Here is an 18,421-nt window from a genome sequence, read left to right on the forward strand (position 1 = left end):
TATGTCGAAAAATAACCCGGATTATGATTATCTGATCATCGGGCAGGGAGTTGCCGGAACTTCATTGGCCTGGCATTTGCTGGATGCAGGGAAAAAAATACAGATTGCCGGGGATTCAAACCTGCCGTCGTCTTCCAAAGTTGCAGCCGGGATTTTCAATCCGCTGACGGGTAAGAAACTCGTTAAAACCTGGCTTGCAGACGAGCTTTTCCCATATGCAAGTGCATTTTACAGGCATCTCGAAAGCAGGCTTGACACCCCGTTTTTTTATCTCGCTTCCATATTCCGGCCTTTCCGGTCCATTGAAGAACAGAATACCTATCTGGCCAGAACAGCAGACCCTGCCATTCTTCCCTATGTCGAACAGCAGCAAACCAAAGATTTCAGAGATTATGTTGATGCTGCTTATGGCGGGCTGGAAGTAATCCAGTCCGGCTGGATTGATCTTCCGGTTTTACTGGATAGCAGCCGGAATTATTTTATAGAAAACGGCCTGTATGCCGAGGAAAGATTTCATGCAGCTGATCTGAATATTCAGGAAGAAAATGTAATCTGGAAAAACCGGACGTTCGGGAAAGTGATTTTTTGTCAGGGATTTATGGCGCATGAAAATGCGTTTTTCAACTGGCTGCCGTTCACGCCGGTTAAAGGCCAGATTCTTGAAATAGCCACAGAAAAGGCGCTTAAGGCGGATATCATCAATCAGGGAATTTTCATTTTGCCATTGACGGAATTCAGGGCCAGGGTAGGAGCGACGTATTCATGGGACCCGCTGGACTGGGAACCAACCGCAGAAGCAACTGCCGAACTGGAAGAAAAACTGAAATTGATTTTTAAAATTCCGTACCGCATTGAGTCCGCAACTGCGGGCATCCGCCCTTCCGTCAAAGACCGCCGGCCGCTTGTCGGGATTCATCCGGAGTATAATAACGTCGCTATTTTCAACGGATTAGGCACAAAAGGAGTTACGCTGGCACCTTATTTTGCAAATGAGTTCGTTCAGCACCTTGAAAACGGCAAAGAATTGAACCCGTTAGTTAATATTAACAGGTATTTTTCGTTATATTTCCGTTGAAGTCAGCCTTAGCACTATGAGCATAAAACACATATACAAATTAGCCTTAACAGTCGGTTTTTTAGCAGTTTCAGGATTCGTAACCCGATCAGTCGCACAACGCTACCCGTCTCAGGAAACCTTTGGAAAAAACAGGGTTCAATATAAAACCTTTAACTGGAAAATTTTCAGAACGACCAATTTTGAAATTTACCATTATCAGGGCGGAACCGCGCTTGCAAAACTGACCGCGCAATATGCCGAAAGTGAATTTGACAGGATCACCGATGTGCTTGGCTGGACACCTTACAGCCGGGTGAAAATATTTCTCTACAATTCTCCTGCCGAGCTGGAACAAAGCAACATGGGGTTGTCCACACTGGACAATCTGAACGAGCAAAAGCTGGATCTTTCCCAATCACGCGTGGAAGTTGCCTATACCGGCGATCAGGTCGGCTTTCGCAAGAAACTGATCAAGGACATCAGTCTTCTTTTCGTTTATGACATGCTTTACGGCGGCAATATGAAAGAAGCGTTGCAAAGTTCACTGCTGCTTACGCTGCCCGAATGGTTTATGGCAGGCACCGCCGCCTACATCGCCGAAGGCTGGTCACCCGAACTGAACGATTACATGCGTGATTTCTTCAAGAACCGTAACGTCAGAAAACCGACATTGATGACCGGAAACGATGCAACGCTGATCGGACATTCCATCTGGAACTACATCGCGGAACGGTACGGGAAAGACAAAATTTCCGACATCCTGAACCTTACCCGGATTATCAGAACGGAGCAAACCAGTATTACAAGCACGTTGGGAATCCAGTCGTACAATCGTTTTCTGCGTGACTGGCGTGCCTATTATTTGAACCAGAGTAAAAATGCAGAACAGTTTTATACTGATCCGAACCCATCCTGGAAATACAAACTGAACGAATTCAGCACGTCGGACGCCAATGCCGTCATCAAAGTATCCCCGGATAAGAAGTTTACAGCCGTGAGTGAAATCAAGAACGGCCGGTACAAAGTGTATCTTTTCAATAGTGAAAGCGGATCCAAGAAAATAATCCGTCAGGGAAAACTCGACATTATCGGCGGAAGAATGAAAACGCAGCCGCCGCTTCTTGGCTGGTCGAGGAACAACACGCTTTCGATTCTTGCCAATGAAAACGACCGCAAGAATTTTTACATGTATGAAAATATCGGCACCAAAAAAGTGAAGGTCAAACTGAGGCGCAACATCCGCGGGCTGGATCAGATTGTGGATATGGACATATCCAACGATGGTACGATGCTGGCTGTCAGTGCGGATAAAGGCGGTCAGAACGATCTGTTTCTGATCAGCGTGGCACGTGCTTCCTTGCTGCCGCTGACCAGCGACCTTTACGATGATCTTTCGCCGCGTTTTGTTCAGGGTTCTTCCCGAAGAGTTGTTTTTTCCTCCAATCGTCCGCTCGATTCGCTGGGAACGGGAGATAAAGGCAACTTCAAATCCATTTCCGGTTCGTTCTCGATATTTGAACATGACGGAACGCCGAAATCGAATGATCTGGTCAAATTGCTGCAAACGGATGGCAAGACCAAAGTTCTGCCCGTTTATGCGAATGAAAATGACGTTGTTTACCTTTCCAATGCAAAAGGCGTAAACAATCTTTTCAGATACAGCCGCGCTTCGAACAGCAGTGTTCAGCTGACAAATTACATCCAGAGCATCAGAAATGCGGACCTTACGCTGCAATCCGGCGGCGGGCTGGCTTATACTTATCTGAATGACGGCTATTATACGGCTGCTTTCAAAAACGGATTTGACCTGAATGCGACGGTTAATACGCCGGTTCTGAGCAATGGAGCAGCCAATGCGGGTACCGACAAAAATGCACCGGCAGCCGTAAAAACAGATTCTGCAGCCAAAGTGGCTGCGCAGACCGAAACTCCGAAAATGGTTCTGAAAGAAGGCGAAGTAGATACAGAGAATTACGAGTTTGATGAAGATGTCCTGAAAGCATTTGAATCGCGTCAGCGCAGAGGCACGTTCCAGAACACGCCGGGCACACTTACCCGTACAAAAGCAACGCGTGAAAACATTGCCATCAAAGGGCCGTATCCTTACAAAGGCTTGTTTGTAACCAATGACGCAAGTTCCGACTGGCGCATCGACCCGATCCGCGGGTTCGGTTATGCGCAGTCCATTTCCATGAATGACCTGCTGGAAAACCATATCATCAAAGCCGGCCTTTTTATCTCTTCCAACTTCCGGAACAGCGATCTGTTTGCCGAATATTCCAACAATACTTACCGCATCGACTTCGGTGTCCGGGTTGACAGGAAAAGCCTTTACATTGACAGTGAAGGTACGCCGCAGAAATATCGTTTCAACCAGCTGATGTTTACAGCTTCCTATCCGTTCTCGACAACAAGCCGCTTTTCCGTATCGCCGATGTTTACTTCCACACGCATGATCGATATGGATATCAGTATGCTTTCCACTCCGGACATGGCTTCCAGCTACGGAGGCGTGCGCAGTGAATATGTGTTTGACAATTCACGTGTAAACGGCATGAACATGATCGAAGGAACCCGTTTTAAAATCCGTTATGACTCGTATCTGGGTTTATCAAACGGTAATGAAAGCTTTAACCGCGTGAGCATTGATTTTCGTCATTATCAGAAAATCCACAGAGACCTGATTTTTGCAATCCGTGCGGCTGCCAGCCATTCGGGCGGCAAGGCACCGAAGCAAAGTATACTGGGCGGAATGGAAAACTGGCTCGGCAACAAAAAAGAAACCCGTACCGGCGAAAATCCGCTTAATTTTCAGGGAGATAACCGGGATATTTTCTTTGCTGATTTTGCGACCAACCTGCGCGGCTTCAATCTTAACCGTCTTTCGGGAACAAGTTATATGCTGCTGAACGCGGAGCTGAGAATTCCTTTGGTCAAATACCTGTACCGCGGCGCCATTACTTCCAGCTTTCTGCGTAATTTCCAGATTGTCGGTTTCGGAGACATCGGAACGGCATGGACCGGCAAAGGGCCATTCAGTGAAAACAACAGTTTGAACACGCAGATCATCGGCAGTGAAGAAGATCCGTTCCGTGCAACGGTCACCAACTTTAAAAATCCGTATCTGATGGGTTATGGTGTCGGTGCAAGAACAACATTGTTCGGGTTCTATGCCAAGTTTGATTATGCATGGGGCGTTGACAACGGTTATACCAACAAGCCAATTCCTTACGTAACACTGGGTTACGATTTTTGATAAAAACAAACAGTATAAATCCGGTATTTACGGCTATTATAATGGCACGGGATAAGCTCCCCTGCCATTTTTAGTTTAATAAAAGGTAACACTTAAATTACAGTCAATGAACACACCTGTTTCGTTAACCCGCATCTGCATAGGTCTGACGGTATTGTCCATGTTCAGTTTTAAACAAGCCTTTGCGCAGAGAGAAGTACTTTACGAACAGTATCTTCAGAATCCGATGGCCATCAATCCGGGTTTTACCGGCGTAAGGGAAAACTTCAATATGACGGCCATGTTCAGAAGAAAATGGTTTACGATCCAGAATTCACCTTCCAGCCAGACATTCGCCGCAGACGGAACAGTAGCCGACGGAAAAGTCGGGATCGGGTTTCAGGCTTTGAACGACCAGACGAGTTACTTTACTACCACCGGCATTTCGGCATCTGTTGCTTATCATATCCCTGTCAGTGATCTCTGGAAACTGGGCATCGGAGCGCAAGGCGGGATCAACGTACTTCCCGTTTCGGATCTGAATTACAACGGTACAAACAGGGCACTCGGTACATTCGGACTTGGTGCGTGGCTTCGTTCGGAAAACCTGTATATCGGTGTTTCAAAACCTGAAATATTGTCCCAGAAATTTGGCGCGCAGGCTATCAGCAGCTTTTACAGACGTCCTTTGTACATCATGGCCGGCGGAAGTCACGAGCTCAGCGATGATGTGCTGATGCTTCCATATGCGCTGGTTGTACAGGAAAAAGACCATAAGTTACGATTTGACATCGGTTCCCGTTTCTGGTTTAATGAAAAAGTAGGGCTCGGGGCATCTTACCGGGCAGGCGGCGGGTACAATTCTTTTTCGGCTAAAGTAAGTTATCTGCAGGTGTCTGCGGAAGTTCAGGCGGGAAAAAATGTCAGGCTCGGATACTTTTACAGCACCCGCCAGGTGGAGCAGATCTATGCTACTTATTCCGGCCCGAAGGGTATTCACGAGCTGATGCTGAAGTTTGTGCCAAATCCCAGCGGATTCCAGAAATACTGATCTAAATGCGTGCGTTATAATGATTACAGCGTACAAGTTAAAAGGATAATTTATTCGTAATGTTTACATAACTCTCGTACCTTTGTCCGGTAAATGAAATACTCACTTTTGTGATGGATAAATACACATATATAGCAAATTCCGACGCCGCTTATATAGAGGAATTGTACAATTCCTATAAGCATGATGCCGCTTCAGTAGATGAAGGCTGGCAAAAGTTTTTTGAAGGTTTCGACTTTTCACAAAAATATCCCGTTAACGGTAATGGTCATGCAAATGGTGCTGCAAACGGCAAGGAAACAGCCGCTCCTGCAAGCAAAGCAGACCCATCTCGCATCCGCAAGGAAATGGAAGTGGTGCACCTCATCCGGGGTTACCGCTCAAGAGGCCATCTGCTTGCAACAACCAACCCGATCCAGAAACGCAAAGATCGCCAGCCACAGCTGGACATTGCCGATTTTAACCTTGGAAACGAGGATCTTGATTCTGTTTTTGAAGCCGGCGTTGAAGTCTTTGGCCGACCTGCAACCCTGCGCGAGATTGTAGATTCGCTGAAAACGATTTATACAAGAAATATAGGCTTTGAATATCTGTATATCCGCGACCGGGAACAAAAAAGCTGGCTGCGTAAAAAAATAGAGAAAGAAGCACTGAATATGACATTCTCGATTGATGAGAAAAAACATATTCTTTCCAAGCTGAACGAGGCCGTCGTTTTTGAAAACTTTCTTCATACAAAATATCTGGGCCAGAAACGCTTTTCGCTTGAAGGCGGAGAAACCACAATTCCTGCACTGGATGCCATGATCAACAAGGCAGCAGAAATGGGCGTTGTGGAAGTGATGATCGGTATGGCGCACCGCGGACGTCTGAATGTGCTTGCCAATATCATGCAGAAGACCTACGGACAGATTTTTAACGAGTTCGAGGGCAATTTGCCGGATCAGGTCTGGGGCGATGGCGATGTAAAATACCACATGGGTTTTGCAAGTCAGATTACAACCAAGAATGGTGAAAAGGTACATCTGAAACTGGCACCAAACCCGTCGCACCTTGAAGCCGTAAATCCGGTCGTGGAAGGTTACATACGTGCACGTGCAGACGGCATGTACGACAGCGATTATGACCGTGTATTACCTATTCTGATTCATGGCGATGCAGCCGTTGCAGGGCAGGGAATTGTTTATGAAGTAACGCAGATGTCGGCACTGAACGGTTATTATACCGGCGGAACGATCCATTTTGTGATTAATAACCAGGTTGGTTTTACTACTGATTTCATTGATGCAAGATCAAGTATTTACTGTACGGATATTGCCAAAATCGTGGACGCACCGGTTCTGCATGTCAACGGAGACGATCCTGAAGCGGTCGTTTTCTGTATGCGCCTTGCCGTAGAATACCGCCAGACGTTTAACAAAGACATTTTCATCGATATGGTCTGCTATCGTCGTCACGGGCACAACGAAGCAGACGAACCGAAGTTTACACAGCCGGTTTTATATAAATCCATTGAAAATCATCAGAACCCGAGAGAAATTTACCAGAAAACACTGGCAGACCGCGGGGACGTAGATGCGCAGCTTGCTGCCAATATGGATAAGGAATTCAAGCAGCTGCTTCAGGAAAGACTGGATATGGTAAAGCAAAAAGCATTGCCTTATACCATGCCGAAACTGGAACAGGAATGGCATACACTCCGTAAATCCAGACCGGAAGATTTTGAAAAATCTCCTGAAACGGGTGTTCCGCTGGAAGTCCTTGAAAAAGTCGGTAAAGCATTGATCTCAACGCCTGAGAATTTCAACAGGCTGAAACAAATAGACAAACTGCTCAAAGACCGTGAGCAGATGATTTTTGACAAGAAAGAAGTAAACTGGGCAACTGCCGAGTTGCTTGCTTATGGTTCTATTCTGGCAGAAGGGAATATTGTAAGGCTGAGCGGCCAGGATGTGCAGCGCGGAACGTTTTCGCACCGTCATGCCGTACTGAGAGATGTAGAAACCAACGCTGCATACAGCAATCTGGATCATATTCAGGAAAATCAGGGGCAGTTCATGATTTATAACTCGCTGCTTTCTGAATATGGCGTGCTGGGTTTTGAATTCGGCTACTCCATGGCCAACCCGAATGCACTTGTTATCTGGGAAGCACAGTTCGGTGATTTTGCAAATGGCGCACAGGTTATCATTGATCAGTTTGTAACTTCAAGCGAAACCAAATGGGATCGTTGGACGGGTCTGGTTATGCTGCTTCCGCACGGATACGAAGGTCAGGGACCGGAGCACTCGAATGCACGCCCGGAACGTTACCTGCAGCTTTCAGCCAATTACAACATCATTGTTGCCAACGTTACAACGCCGGCTAACTTTTTCCATTTGCTCCGCAGGCAGTTGAAATTCCCATTCCGCAAGCCGCTGATTGTAATGTCGCCGAAATCCATGCTGAGACACCCGCTTTGTGTTTCTCCGGTAGAAAATCTGGTGAACGGATCTTTTCAGGAAACAATCGGCGATACTTACGCTGATCCTGCGAAAGTTACAAAAGTGCTTCTTTGCACCGGAAAGCTTTATTATGAACTGTTTGAAAAACAGCAGACTGACAAACGTGATGATATTGCAATTATCCGTCTGGAACAAATGCATCCTTTCCCGCAGAACCAGATCGATGCACTTTTGGGACAATATGAAAATGCAAAAGTATATTGGGTACAGGAAGAACCTTTCAATATGGGCGGCTGGACATTTATGCTGAGAATGTATAAAGGTTCCAAACCTCTGGAAGTGATTGCCCGTCAGTCCAGTGCTTCGCCTTCCACCGGGTTTTCAAAAATCCATGCGAAAGAGCAGGCCGAGATCATCAACAGAGCTTTTGAATGATTATTCCTATAATGTTTAGACACTTAATTCGATAACAAGATTGCACATAAAATGGCTGAAATTGAAATAAAAGTACCGCCCGTTGGCGAGTCGATTACTGAGGTTACAATAGGAAACTGGTTCAAAAATGATGGCGATTTTGTGAAAATGGATGAGGTCATTTGCGGACTTGATTCGGATAAGGCGACGTTTGAACTTACAGCAGAAGCCGAAGGTGTTTTGAGTATCAAAGCACAGGAAGGCGATACATTGAATATCGGAGACCTGATTGCAACCATAAATTCATCGTCCAACGGTGAGACCAAAACGCAGGCTCCACAGCAGGAAGCTTCCACTCCAAGTGAAGCGGGCGCTGAGAATATAGCAGACAAAGCCGGTGAGCCTGCTTCAGTTGCAGCAGAACAGCAACAAGCACCTGCACCCGTTGCAGCAGCGCCTGCAGGTTCAGGAAAAGCTTATGAAATGAAAGTTCCTACGGTAGGAGAATCCATTACGGAAGTCACTATTGCTTCATGGAGTAAAAAAGACGGTGATCACGTGGAAGTGGACGAAATAATCTGTGAGCTGGAATCTGACAAGGCAACATTTGAACTTCCGGCAGAAGCTGCGGGAACTTTAAGAATTGTCGGCAAAGAAGGCGATACGCTTCCGATCGGGGCGGTTATCTGCACGATCCAGCAAGGTGCCGGAGCACCGGCGGCAGCTCCTGCTCCGCAAACAGCGGCTCCTGCTTCTGCGCCGGCCGCTGCTGACAAGAATTCCAGTGACAAACATGCATCTCCGGTTGCTGCAAAAATCCTTGCTGAAAAAGGAATTGATCCGAAAGATGTAAATGGTTCGGGTTCAGGCGGAAGAATTATGAAAGACGATGCTTTGAAAGCAGGCAGCAAACCTGCTGAACAGGCACCAGCCGCACAGCCTGCATCCGCTCCGTCCAAACCTGCTCCTGCTGCTCCTGTGCAGACACAGGCGGGTGCCCGCGGACAGCGCAGAGAAAAAATGTCGTCACTGCGCAAAACCATTGCACGCAGGCTCGTTGCCGTTAAAAATGAAACGGCCATGCTGACTACTTTTAACGAAGTGGATATGAAGCCGGTTATGGACGTAAGAGCGAAGTTTAAAGATAAGTTCAAGGAAAAGCATGAAGTCGGTTTGGGCTTTATGTCATTCTTTGTCAAAGCAGTAACCATCGCGTTGAAGGACTTCCCGGTTATCAATGCCTATATTGATGGCGAAGAGCTGGTATATAATGATTACAGCGATATTTCCGTAGCCGTTTCAACGCCGCGCGGACTGGTTGTACCGGTGATCCGCAATGCTGAAACGCTTTCTTTTGCAGCCATTGAAAAGGAAATTGTTAGGCTGGCAGTTCGTGCACGTGACGGAAAACTTGGAATTGACGAAATGTCTGGCGGAACGTTCACCATTACCAATGGCGGAACATTCGGTTCCATGCTTTCGACGCCGATCATCAATGCACCGCAGTCGGCCATTCTCGGCATGCATAACATTGTGGAGCGCGCCGTAGTTGTAGACGGACAAATTGTGATACGTCCGATTATGTACGTGGCGTTATCTTACGATCACCGCACGATTGACGGTAAAGATTCCGTAAGCTTTCTGGTAAGAGTAAAACAGCTTCTGGAAGATCCGATGAGATTGTTGCTGGATATGTAAAAGCATATCGAGAGATAGAAAAGGGAGAATTGGCTTGTCTGATTCTCCCTTTTTTTGTTTGCAGTTGGCGTCAACTCAGTTTATCGTTTTCCTTGTGCCTTGTACTGTCGCGTTGTGTTTTTTTGGCCATATTCTTTTCAAAAGCTTCCGTCAGATTAATCCCGGTCTGGTTGGCGAGACAAATCAAAACCCAGAGAACATCCGCCATTTCGTCGCCGAGATCCTTTCCGAGATCCGATTTCTTGAAAGACTGATCGCCGTAAGTACGGGCCATAATGCGCGCCAGTTCACCAACTTCCTCCGTCAGGATCGCCATATTCGTAAGTTCAGAGAAATAACGGACACCGTATGTTTTTATCCAGCTATCCACTTGTAACTGAGCGTCTTCGAGCGTCATAAATTTTTTTTTTTTTTGATAAAAAAAATGAAAATTAAGAATCAGATGCGGTTTTTGGAATCAATTACAATGGTTACAGGGCCGTCGTTTAGCAGTGCTACTTTCATATCAGCACCGAATTTTCCGCACTGGATCGGTTTTCCGAGTTCATTTCCCAGAAACGTAATCATATTTTCATAAAGCGGAATGGCTACGTCATGCCGGGCTGCTTCGATGAACGACGGACGGTTGCCCTTTTTGGTACTTGCATGTAAAGTAAACTGACTGATCAGTAAAATATCGCCGTCAACCGATTTAAGGTCAAGGTTCATTTTGCCTTCTTCATCGCTGAAAACGCGCAAACCGACAATTTTTTTTCCAAGCCATTCCATGTCTTCCTGGTTATCCAGATGCGTGATGCCGAGCAGCACCAGAAAACCGGTCCCGATCTCGCCATGGATTTTTCCCTCAATTGTTACCGATGCATTGCTGACGCGCTGAATAACTGCAATCATGTAAAAGAAACGTAATTTAAGTCAGGTTATGAATTTAGTATGATGCCAAAAGTAAGCGTTAGAAAAGTTTTTAAGGCAGGAAGTTGCGTTTCTGTCGTGAAATTTAATCTTGACCTCTTTACACCGGAAAGATCAGCCGGTTCATTTATCAGAAGGTAATATGCGGAACAATATTAAAGATGCGGGAAAAGTTACAATTTAGGGAAACAATTAATCCGGTCCGGAAACTTGCCATGAAAGAAGAGCGCATATCGGTTTTTGACATTTTTAAAATAGGAATTGGTCCTTCCAGCTCACATACGCTTGGGCCCTGGCGTGCAGCGCAGCTTTTTCTGAAATCACTGAAAAATAAAACGGATGAAATCCAGTCCGTGCAAGTACACCTTTATGGCTCGCTGGCAAAAACCGGAAAGGGGCATGGAACGGACATTGCCGTAATGCTGGGTTTGAGCGGGTACGATCCGGTAACAATAGAAACCGCATCCATCGACCGGATTCTGGACGAAATTGCTGCATCGGAATGCATTCAGCTTCACGGCGATTTGAAAATTCCCTTTTTACCAAAAACCGATATTGTCTTTCACCATTCAGAATCGTTGCCGTTTCATCCGAATGGCCTGATTTTCAAGGTAAGCAACAAGTCTCAAACCAGCCTAGAAGAAACGTACTATTCAACAGGCGGAGGTTTTGTCGTCTCCGGAGAAAGTGGCGATGATGCTTTATTGCTAAATGTAAAACTTCCTTTTCCGATTGATAATGCGGCTGATCTGCTGAACTGGCATCAATTAACCGGAAAACCGATCTGGGAAATTGTTCTGGAAAATGAAAAAGTCTGGAAAGACGAAGAACGGGTACGAAAAGATCTGCTGAATATCTGGCATGTCATGCAGGAAAGTATTTTTCACGGCTGCCAGACCAAAGGCGTTTTGCCGGGCGGGCTTCATGTGCAGCGACGTGCGGCCGAGTTAAACCAGAAACTTCTGAATGGAAAACCATGTGCAGGCTGTGACGAATGGATTGATCTGATCCGTGCAGGCGGCCAAGGTTTTAACTACACACTGGATTGGGTAAGCTGTTTTGCACTGGCGGTTAATGAAGAAAATGCGTCGTTCAGCCGGGTTGTTACCGCGCCTACGAATGGCGCCGCAGGCGTTATTCCGGCCGTTCTTCAGTTTCACAATACTTTTTGCGGCGGTACGGAAGAAGATGTGTTCCGGTTTTTACTGACAGCCGGAGAAATAGGAAGTATATTCAAGAAAGGAGCGACGATTTCGGCTGCTATGGGCGGCTGTCAGGCAGAAATTGGTGTTTCTTCTGCCATGGCCGCAGCCGGTCTGACACAGGTTTCAGGCGGAACAGCGGAACAATGTCTGATGGCAGCGGAAATTGCCATGGAACATCATCTGGGTATGACGTGCGATCCCGTCGGCGGCCTAGTCCAGATTCCATGCATAGAACGAAATACGATGGGAGCAATCAAGGCCATAACCGCGTCCCAGCTGGCCATGCAGAGCAATCCTGAACATGCGAAGGTTTCCCTTGACAATGTAGTTAAAACCATGTGGCAAACGGCACTGGACATGAACAACCGCTACAAGGAAACCTCCGAGGCCGGACTGGCCGTAAATATTCCGATCAGCCTGAGCGAATGCTGATCCGCTTGATTTATAAATTTAAAAGTAAATGCGCAAGCCCGAAGTAAACGCCGTAACCGATCAGATCGTTGGCAGTTGTGATGAACGGCCCGGAAGCAACCGCCGGATTGATCCCGATTTTTTCCAGCAGAATAGGCGTAATCGTGCCCATAAAGGAAGCCAGAAAAACAACGGACATCAGAGCTGTGGAAACAACCAGCGCAAGCTGCATTTCATTTCCGATCAGAAGATTGAATCCAAATACGATGCAGCTTATAATCAGCCCATTAATAAATGCTACGGCAAGCATTCGGATCAGCCGCTGACCAACCGTCGTGTCCAGACCGGTTTTATCCGCCAGACTTTGCAGGATTATCGATGAAGTCTGGATTCCTACATTGCCGCCCGTGGAGCCGATAATCGGAATAAAGGCAGCCATTGCGGGAATGATTTTAAGATCGCCTTCAAAAAAGCTGATGAATTTCGCTGCCAAAATACCGCCCGTCATGCCGACGAGCAGCCACGGAAGCCGGGCTTTGGTTTGCTGCCAGATGGTATCGTCTTCTTCCACATCGCCCGTTATACCCGCCATGGCCAGCGTATCGGAACTCGCCTGATCGGTAATGACGTCGATCACGTCGTCAATGGTAATGCGTCCGAGCAGCTTTCCCTGAACGTTCACAACCGGCAATGCATCCAGGTCATAACGCTGCATAAGCTCTGCAACTTCTTCGGCCGGTCTGTAAGTCTCGACAAAAATCACATCCTTATCGTACAAACTTTCGATCAGTGTATTTTTATGCGCCAGCACGATCTTTTTCAGAGACAGCAAACCGAGCAGTTTGCCGGCATCGTCAATGACATACACGGCATAAACTTTCCCGACATCTTCGGCCTGCTTTCTCAGTTCCTCAATGCATTCATTTACAGTCCAGTTGACATTTGCCTTTACAAGTTCCTTCTGCATCAGACCGCCTGCAACGTCTTCGTCATAATGCAGAAGATCCAGAATGAAACGCGCCTGTTCGCGGTCTTCCAGCAAGGCAATCACTTCTTCTCTTACGCGGATTGGCTGCTCGTTCAGCAAATCCACGGCATCATCGGAATCAAACAGATTGACAAAACGGGATATTTCCTCGGATGAAAAAGCCTTCAGGAACTCCTTCCGCCGGTGCGGGTCCATATCCGCCAGGATTTCAGCTCCTGTTTCAATGTCCAGCTGACTGATGAGGTATTTGGCATCTTCGGTTTCAAGCTCGTACAAAAGACCTGTAATATCCGCTGTAAAAAGACTTTCTATTTCGGAACGGATGGAAACAGCATCTTTTTTGGCAATCAGTTCCTCGACATGGCCTACGTATTCTTTGGTTAATTCAAACGTCATTATTACTGGCTTTTGGCATTTTTCAAAACGGCTTTTGCTTGATGAAGCATCTATTTATTTAGGCTTTCCGCGAGTCTGGTCAGTTCTACAAAGTCGTTGACACTTAATTGTTCGGCCCGTTGGGTCAGCAGCGGATGTTCCGGAAATTCACCGACTGGTTTTAACGCGTTCCTCAACGTTTTCCTCCGCTGGTTGAAAGCCGTTTTTACAACCCGGAAAAACAGCTTTTCATCACAGTCCAGCGAAACCGTGGCGTTCCTTCGTAACCGGATCACGCCGGACTGTACTTTGGGCGGCGGGTCGAAAGCGCCCGGCGGAACCGAGACAAGATAATCTATATCGTAAAATGCCTGTAAAAGAACGCTTAAAATGCCGTAATCCTTATTACCCGGCGGCGAAGCAATCCGTTGCGCCACTTCCTTCTGCAGCATGCAGACAATTTCGGGAATCCGGTCGCGGATCTGCAGTGCCCGGAAAAAAATCTGGGAAGAAATGTTGTACGGGAAATTCCCGATAATGGCAAACGGTTCGGGAAAAAAATCGTCCGGATTGAATTTCAGGAAATCGCCGGAAATAATCCGCGGAGAAAGTTCGGCAAAATGCTGATTGAGATAATCGACAGATTCCGTATCTATCTCAATCACGAAAGTACTGAAACTGTTCTCTTCCAGTAAAAACTGCGTAAGCACACCCATACCCGGCCCGATTTCCAGAACCTTGTCGTAACGGCCGTGTCCTGAAAGCCCGTCAACAATTTTCCGGGCAATAGCAAGATCTTTTAAAAAGTGCTGGCCAAGATGCTTTTTGGCTCTGACTTTCGAATCATTCCGATTTTTATAATTTGTTTTCACAAGTCAAAATTACGGCTTAATTCGTAGATTTATCGAATAAAGAATAGGAAGGAATTTTAAAAATACGAATACCCCGATACCATGGAAATGATCGCGTCCCATACCGACTGGAAGGCCATACATGCCACATTGCAGCACCTGAATCTGATCGGAGTAACATTTTCGCCGGATTTTGTCATTCAGAATATCAGTGCGCATGCGCTGAGGAAAACCGGCTGGCTCGAATCTGATCTGGTCGGGCAAAGTATATTTGACAAGCTGATACCGAAAGACGACGAATATGAAATCAGGCAAATGCTGGAAGAAGGCATCCAGGGAATCAGAAAGCTGGAACAGCGGGAAATTCCATTTCTGGCACAAAGCGGAACATTGCGCACATTTTCAATAAACTCTGTTCTGATTCACCGCGAAGATGACGAAGTGCAGTGCATTACACTTGTGGGCGATGATATTACGCGCCGCAGGCGCATGGAATCGTCCATTGCCAAATCCAATTCCCAGCTTCAGGACCTTGTCGATAATACGAGTGACCTCATTCAGCTTGTCGCTATTGACGGAAAATTTATTTTTGTAAACAAAGCATGGCGTGAAGTGCTGGGGTACGGGCTGGACGAAATTGCTTCCATGCGCATGGAAGATATCATCAACCCGCAGCACAAGGAACAGGCGCTTGCGCAACTGAAACTGATAGAACAGGGAAAAGCAAACCCGAATTTTGAAACCGTATTTCTAAGCAAGGAAGGTAAAAAAGTATTTGTTTCAGGAAGCGTGAACTGTCGTTTTGACAACGGAAAAGCAACGGCGTTCCGATGCATACTGAATGATTTTACAGAAAAAATCAGGGCGGAAAAAGCGCAGAGCCTTTATTACAGCATTGCCAACTGGACCGTAAACACGCAGAATCTGGATGATTTTTATCAGAGCATTCATGAAGAACTCGGCAAGATCATTGATGTAAAAAACTTCTTTATTGCCCTTTACGACTCGACCAAAAGCTTTATTTACTTTCCTTATTACGTTGACGAGTATTTTACCGGGCACGTACGGTTCCGGAAACGCCGGCTTGGAAACGGACTTACGGAATACGCCATTGCTTCCAACAAACCGCTTTTTCTGTATGAAGAAGACATCGAAAACCTGGCCAGAACAAACAGTCTTTACCTGTACGGCGCTACGCCGAAGCTGCTTCTTTGCGTTCCGCTCCGGATCGGTGACCGCGTAACGGGAATCATCGGCGTGAAATCGTACGACGATCCGAATATGTTCGATACGCGCGATCTGGAACTGCTGGAATTTATTTCCGGGCAAGTTGCCATGGCCATTGCCAGAAAACAGAGCGAAGAAGAACTCAGCAAGTATGTAGCCCGTCTGAATGCCATATTCGACAGCAGTTCGCACTTGATATGGTCTGTCAACAAATCTTTGCAGCTGACTTCATTCAACCGGAATTATGCTGATCTGATCCAGAATCAGCTGGGCGTAAAACCTTCCTTGCAGGCCAGCGCGGAGAAATTTGGCTGGCGTATGGTCGGCAACAGCAACCGGAGAACGCTGGAGACCAAGTACCGCCAGGCACTGAAAGGAGAACCGCAGTATTTTGAGTTCAAGATTGACCGCAAGGACAGCGGCGAAATGTGGCTGGAATTTTACCTGAACCCGATTCATTATGCCGACGGACTGATTGAAGAGGTTTCCGGGATTGCACGCGACATCACCCGCCGGAAAGAAGCTGAACTGTCGTTAAGGCACAGTGAAGAACTTTTCCGGGGCATTTTTGAAAACCTTCAGGATATATACTGCCGGATTAACCGCAAAGGTGAAATCACCATGATCAGTCAGTCGGTACTGAAAAGGCTTGGCTATTTGCCGGATGAAGTCATCGGTCACAGGATTACGGAATTTTTCTCTGATAAAAAACGCATTCATTCCGCGCTGATCCGCCTGCGGCGCACAAGAAGCCTTCGTAATTTTGAAATTACGCTGTTCCGGAAAGACGGAACGGAACGTCAGTTTATGATCAATATGCTGATGTTTACGAACGACAAGGGCAAGCCGACCGAAGTTGCCGTGCTCGCAAGAGATATTACCGAACTGAAACGCAATGAACAGGAACTGCTGAAAGCCAAAGAACATGCCGAACGTTCACTTAAAGTAAAAGAAGGTTTTCTGGCCAATATGAGCCATGAAATCCGCACGCCAATGAACGGTGTGATCGGGATGATCGATCTGCTGGGTGAAACGCCGCTGAACACAGAGCAGAAGGATTACGTGCTGACAATCAAACGTTCTTCGGAAACGCTGCTGAACATTCTCAACGATATTCTGGATTTATCAAAAATAGAAGCGGGAAAAATGGAGCTCCACGAAGCGCCAATTGCCGTGGAAGAACTGCTTTTGAAACTGGTTTCATTATTTGGGCAAACAGCCAAGAGCAAAGGAAATACGCTTACGTACCACATTGCGCCGGAAATTCCGAAATACATTATTGCGGATCAGACAAGGCTGCTTCAGATCCTTTCCAACCTCACTTCCAATGCGCTGAAATTTACCGAAAACGGCGCCGTTAAAGTTTTCCTGACCCTTGAGAAAAAGGACGGGCTCTTTCACAAGATCAAAGTGGAAGTTCAGGATTCGGGGATAGGCATCAGCGCCATGGACAAGCAGATTCTGTTTACTTCATTTACGCAGCTTGACAATTCTTCGCGCAAATCATTTGGCGGAACCGGCCTCGGGCTGGTGATTTCCAAACAGTTATGCGAGCTCATGCACGGCGATATCGGCGTGGAATCCGAGCTTGGAAAAGGAAGTACGTTCTGGTTTACCTTCGAAACACAGGAAACATCCATCGCGCAAGTCGGTACGATTGGTCAGACGAACGACGATTTGCCGATAGAAAATGTATTTACCGATTATCACCCGAAAATCCTGCTTGTGGATGACAATGCTGTGAACCGAAAAGTGGCAAACGAGATCCTGAAAAAATCCGGCTGTCAGGTGGATCTGGCCGAAAGCGGGTTTAAAGCCATTGAAATGGTCAAAGCCAGCGGTATTGAAACGGGTTACGATATTATTTTTATGGATATCCAGATGCCGGATATGGACGGCGTGCAGACTTCACAGGAACTGAAAAAGCTTTATCCCGCCGGATTGCCGCCCATTGTTGCCATGACCGCCTATTCCATGAAAGAAGACCGTGACCGGTTTATAAGCCAGGGAATGGACGATTACATTGCCAAACCGATCCGCGCCCAGACGCTCATCCGGAAAGTAAAAGACCTGATGAGCAATGTGGAAAACAAAAAACTTGAACTGAAACAGAAAGAAACTGCGGATGAAAAAATTCTGCCGGTTCTGGACCGTGAAATCATTGATCAGCTGAACGGAATCGGCGGGGCTGATCTGGTCTGGTCGGTTTTTGAAGACTTTGTTACAGAATCCAATCAGCTTGTGGAAGAAGCGGTTGAGGCTTATGAAAAAGGAGATATAGCTACGGTTAAAAGCAATTTGCATACGCTCAAAGGAAGTGCCGGAACCGTCGGCGTTTCCCAGGTTGCAGAAATTGCCAGAGATGCAGAATGGCGCCTGAAATCCAATGATACCAGTACCTTATCGGAAGCACTTCCGCAGTTGCAGAATGCGTATGAAAAGTTTCTGGGAAATTACGGCGGACTGCTGAAAGAATGGCTGGGCTGATTTTCTGGTTTGATGGAATTCGGGTTAAAATAATTCATCGGTTCATTGCGGGCTTTGGTCTATAAAGAG

11 protein-coding genes are annotated in these 18,421 nt (G+C 46.7%); 7 read left to right on the top strand and 4 right to left on the bottom strand.

Annotated features, from left to right (window positions below):
- Window position 1: 1 nt before the first annotated feature.
- The 5 genes from FEM33_RS22880 (at window position 2) to odhB (ending at window position 9,899) form a co-directional block, all read left to right on the top strand.
- Complete coding sequence (locus FEM33_RS22880; RefSeq protein WP_139014294.1) at window positions 2-1,075, top strand: NAD(P)/FAD-dependent oxidoreductase; 1,074 nt, start codon at window positions 2-4, stop codon at window positions 1,073-1,075.
- A gap of 16 nt (window positions 1,076-1,091) precedes the next feature.
- On the top strand, window positions 1,092-4,313 hold the full coding sequence (locus FEM33_RS22885) for a hypothetical protein (RefSeq protein ID WP_139014295.1): 3,222 nt from the start codon (window positions 1,092-1,094) through the stop codon (window positions 4,311-4,313).
- Between the two features lie 106 nt (window positions 4,314-4,419).
- Window positions 4,420-5,343: a PorP/SprF family type IX secretion system membrane protein gene (locus FEM33_RS22890; protein ID WP_139014296.1), complete on the top strand. Its 924-nt coding sequence runs from the start codon at window positions 4,420-4,422 to the stop codon at window positions 5,341-5,343.
- 113 nt (window positions 5,344-5,456) lie between these two features.
- Window positions 5,457-8,222: a 2-oxoglutarate dehydrogenase E1 component gene (locus FEM33_RS22895; RefSeq protein ID WP_139014297.1), complete on the top strand. Its 2,766-nt coding sequence runs from the start codon at window positions 5,457-5,459 to the stop codon at window positions 8,220-8,222.
- A 51-nt stretch (window positions 8,223-8,273) separates the two neighbouring features.
- Window positions 8,274-9,899, top strand: coding sequence for a 2-oxoglutarate dehydrogenase complex dihydrolipoyllysine-residue succinyltransferase (gene odhB, locus FEM33_RS22900; protein WP_139014298.1), 1,626 nt, complete (start codon window positions 8,274-8,276; stop codon window positions 9,897-9,899).
- A 70-nt stretch (window positions 9,900-9,969) separates the two neighbouring features.
- On the opposite strand, the gene FEM33_RS22905 is transcribed toward odhB, so the two are convergent.
- Window positions 9,970-10,296 (bottom strand): nucleotide pyrophosphohydrolase, encoded by a 327-nt coding sequence (locus FEM33_RS22905; RefSeq protein ID WP_139014299.1) that lies wholly within the window; start codon window positions 10,294-10,296, stop codon window positions 9,970-9,972.
- Between the two features lie 41 nt (window positions 10,297-10,337).
- A complete protein-coding gene (gene dtd, locus FEM33_RS22910; RefSeq protein ID WP_139014300.1) occupies window positions 10,338-10,790 on the bottom strand; it encodes a D-aminoacyl-tRNA deacylase in 453 nt (150 codons plus the stop codon).
- Window positions 10,791-11,023: 233 nt separating this feature from the next.
- Here dtd and FEM33_RS22915 point away from each other — a divergent pair, with 233 nt between their 5' ends.
- Entirely contained in the window at window positions 11,024-12,445 is a 1,422-nt protein-coding gene (locus tag FEM33_RS22915; RefSeq protein ID WP_139014301.1) for an L-serine ammonia-lyase, read from the top strand.
- 10 nt (window positions 12,446-12,455) lie between these two features.
- On the opposite strand, the gene mgtE is transcribed toward FEM33_RS22915, so the two are convergent.
- Both mgtE and rsmA read right to left on the bottom strand, forming a co-directional pair.
- Window positions 12,456-13,808 (bottom strand): magnesium transporter, encoded by a 1,353-nt coding sequence (gene mgtE / locus FEM33_RS22920; RefSeq protein WP_139014302.1) that lies wholly within the window; start codon window positions 13,806-13,808, stop codon window positions 12,456-12,458.
- A 50-nt stretch (window positions 13,809-13,858) separates the two neighbouring features.
- Entirely contained in the window at window positions 13,859-14,659 is an 801-nt protein-coding gene (gene rsmA / locus FEM33_RS22925; RefSeq protein WP_139014303.1) for a 16S rRNA (adenine(1518)-N(6)/adenine(1519)-N(6))-dimethyltransferase RsmA, read from the bottom strand.
- 81 nt (window positions 14,660-14,740) lie between these two features.
- On the opposite strand from rsmA, the gene FEM33_RS22930 reads away from it, so the two are divergent.
- Complete coding sequence (locus tag FEM33_RS22930) at window positions 14,741-18,352, top strand: PAS domain S-box protein (RefSeq protein ID WP_139014304.1); 3,612 nt, start codon at window positions 14,741-14,743, stop codon at window positions 18,350-18,352.
- The last annotated feature ends 69 nt before the right edge of the window (window positions 18,353-18,421 follow it).

It is taken from the genome of Dyadobacter flavalbus (genome assembly GCF_006149045.1).
Classification (GTDB): domain Bacteria; phylum Bacteroidota; class Bacteroidia; order Cytophagales; family Spirosomataceae; genus Dyadobacter; species Dyadobacter flavalbus.

What these genes read in the sequence shown, in the direction of transcription:
- FEM33_RS22880 (WP_139014294.1), top strand. Translation starts at nt 2, where the DNA reads ATGTCGAAAAATAACCCGGATTATGATTATCTGATCATCGGGCAGGGA.
- FEM33_RS22885 (WP_139014295.1), top strand. Translation starts at nt 1,092, where the DNA reads ATGAGCATAAAACACATATACAAATTAGCCTTAACAGTCGGTTTTTTA.
- FEM33_RS22890 (WP_139014296.1), top strand. Translation starts at nt 4,420, where the DNA reads ATGAACACACCTGTTTCGTTAACCCGCATCTGCATAGGTCTGACGGTA.
- FEM33_RS22895 (WP_139014297.1), top strand. Translation starts at nt 5,457, where the DNA reads ATGGATAAATACACATATATAGCAAATTCCGACGCCGCTTATATAGAG.
- odhB (WP_139014298.1), top strand. Translation starts at nt 8,274, where the DNA reads ATGGCTGAAATTGAAATAAAAGTACCGCCCGTTGGCGAGTCGATTACT.
- FEM33_RS22905 (WP_139014299.1), bottom strand. Translation starts at nt 10,296, where the DNA reads ATGACGCTCGAAGACGCTCAGTTACAAGTGGATAGCTGGATAAAAACA.
- dtd (WP_139014300.1), bottom strand. Translation starts at nt 10,790, where the DNA reads ATGATTGCAGTTATTCAGCGCGTCAGCAATGCATCGGTAACAATTGAG.
- FEM33_RS22915 (WP_139014301.1), top strand. Translation starts at nt 11,024, where the DNA reads ATGAAAGAAGAGCGCATATCGGTTTTTGACATTTTTAAAATAGGAATT.
- mgtE (WP_139014302.1), bottom strand. Translation starts at nt 13,808, where the DNA reads ATGACGTTTGAATTAACCAAAGAATACGTAGGCCATGTCGAGGAACTG.
- FEM33_RS22930 (WP_139014304.1), top strand. Translation starts at nt 14,741, where the DNA reads ATGGAAATGATCGCGTCCCATACCGACTGGAAGGCCATACATGCCACA.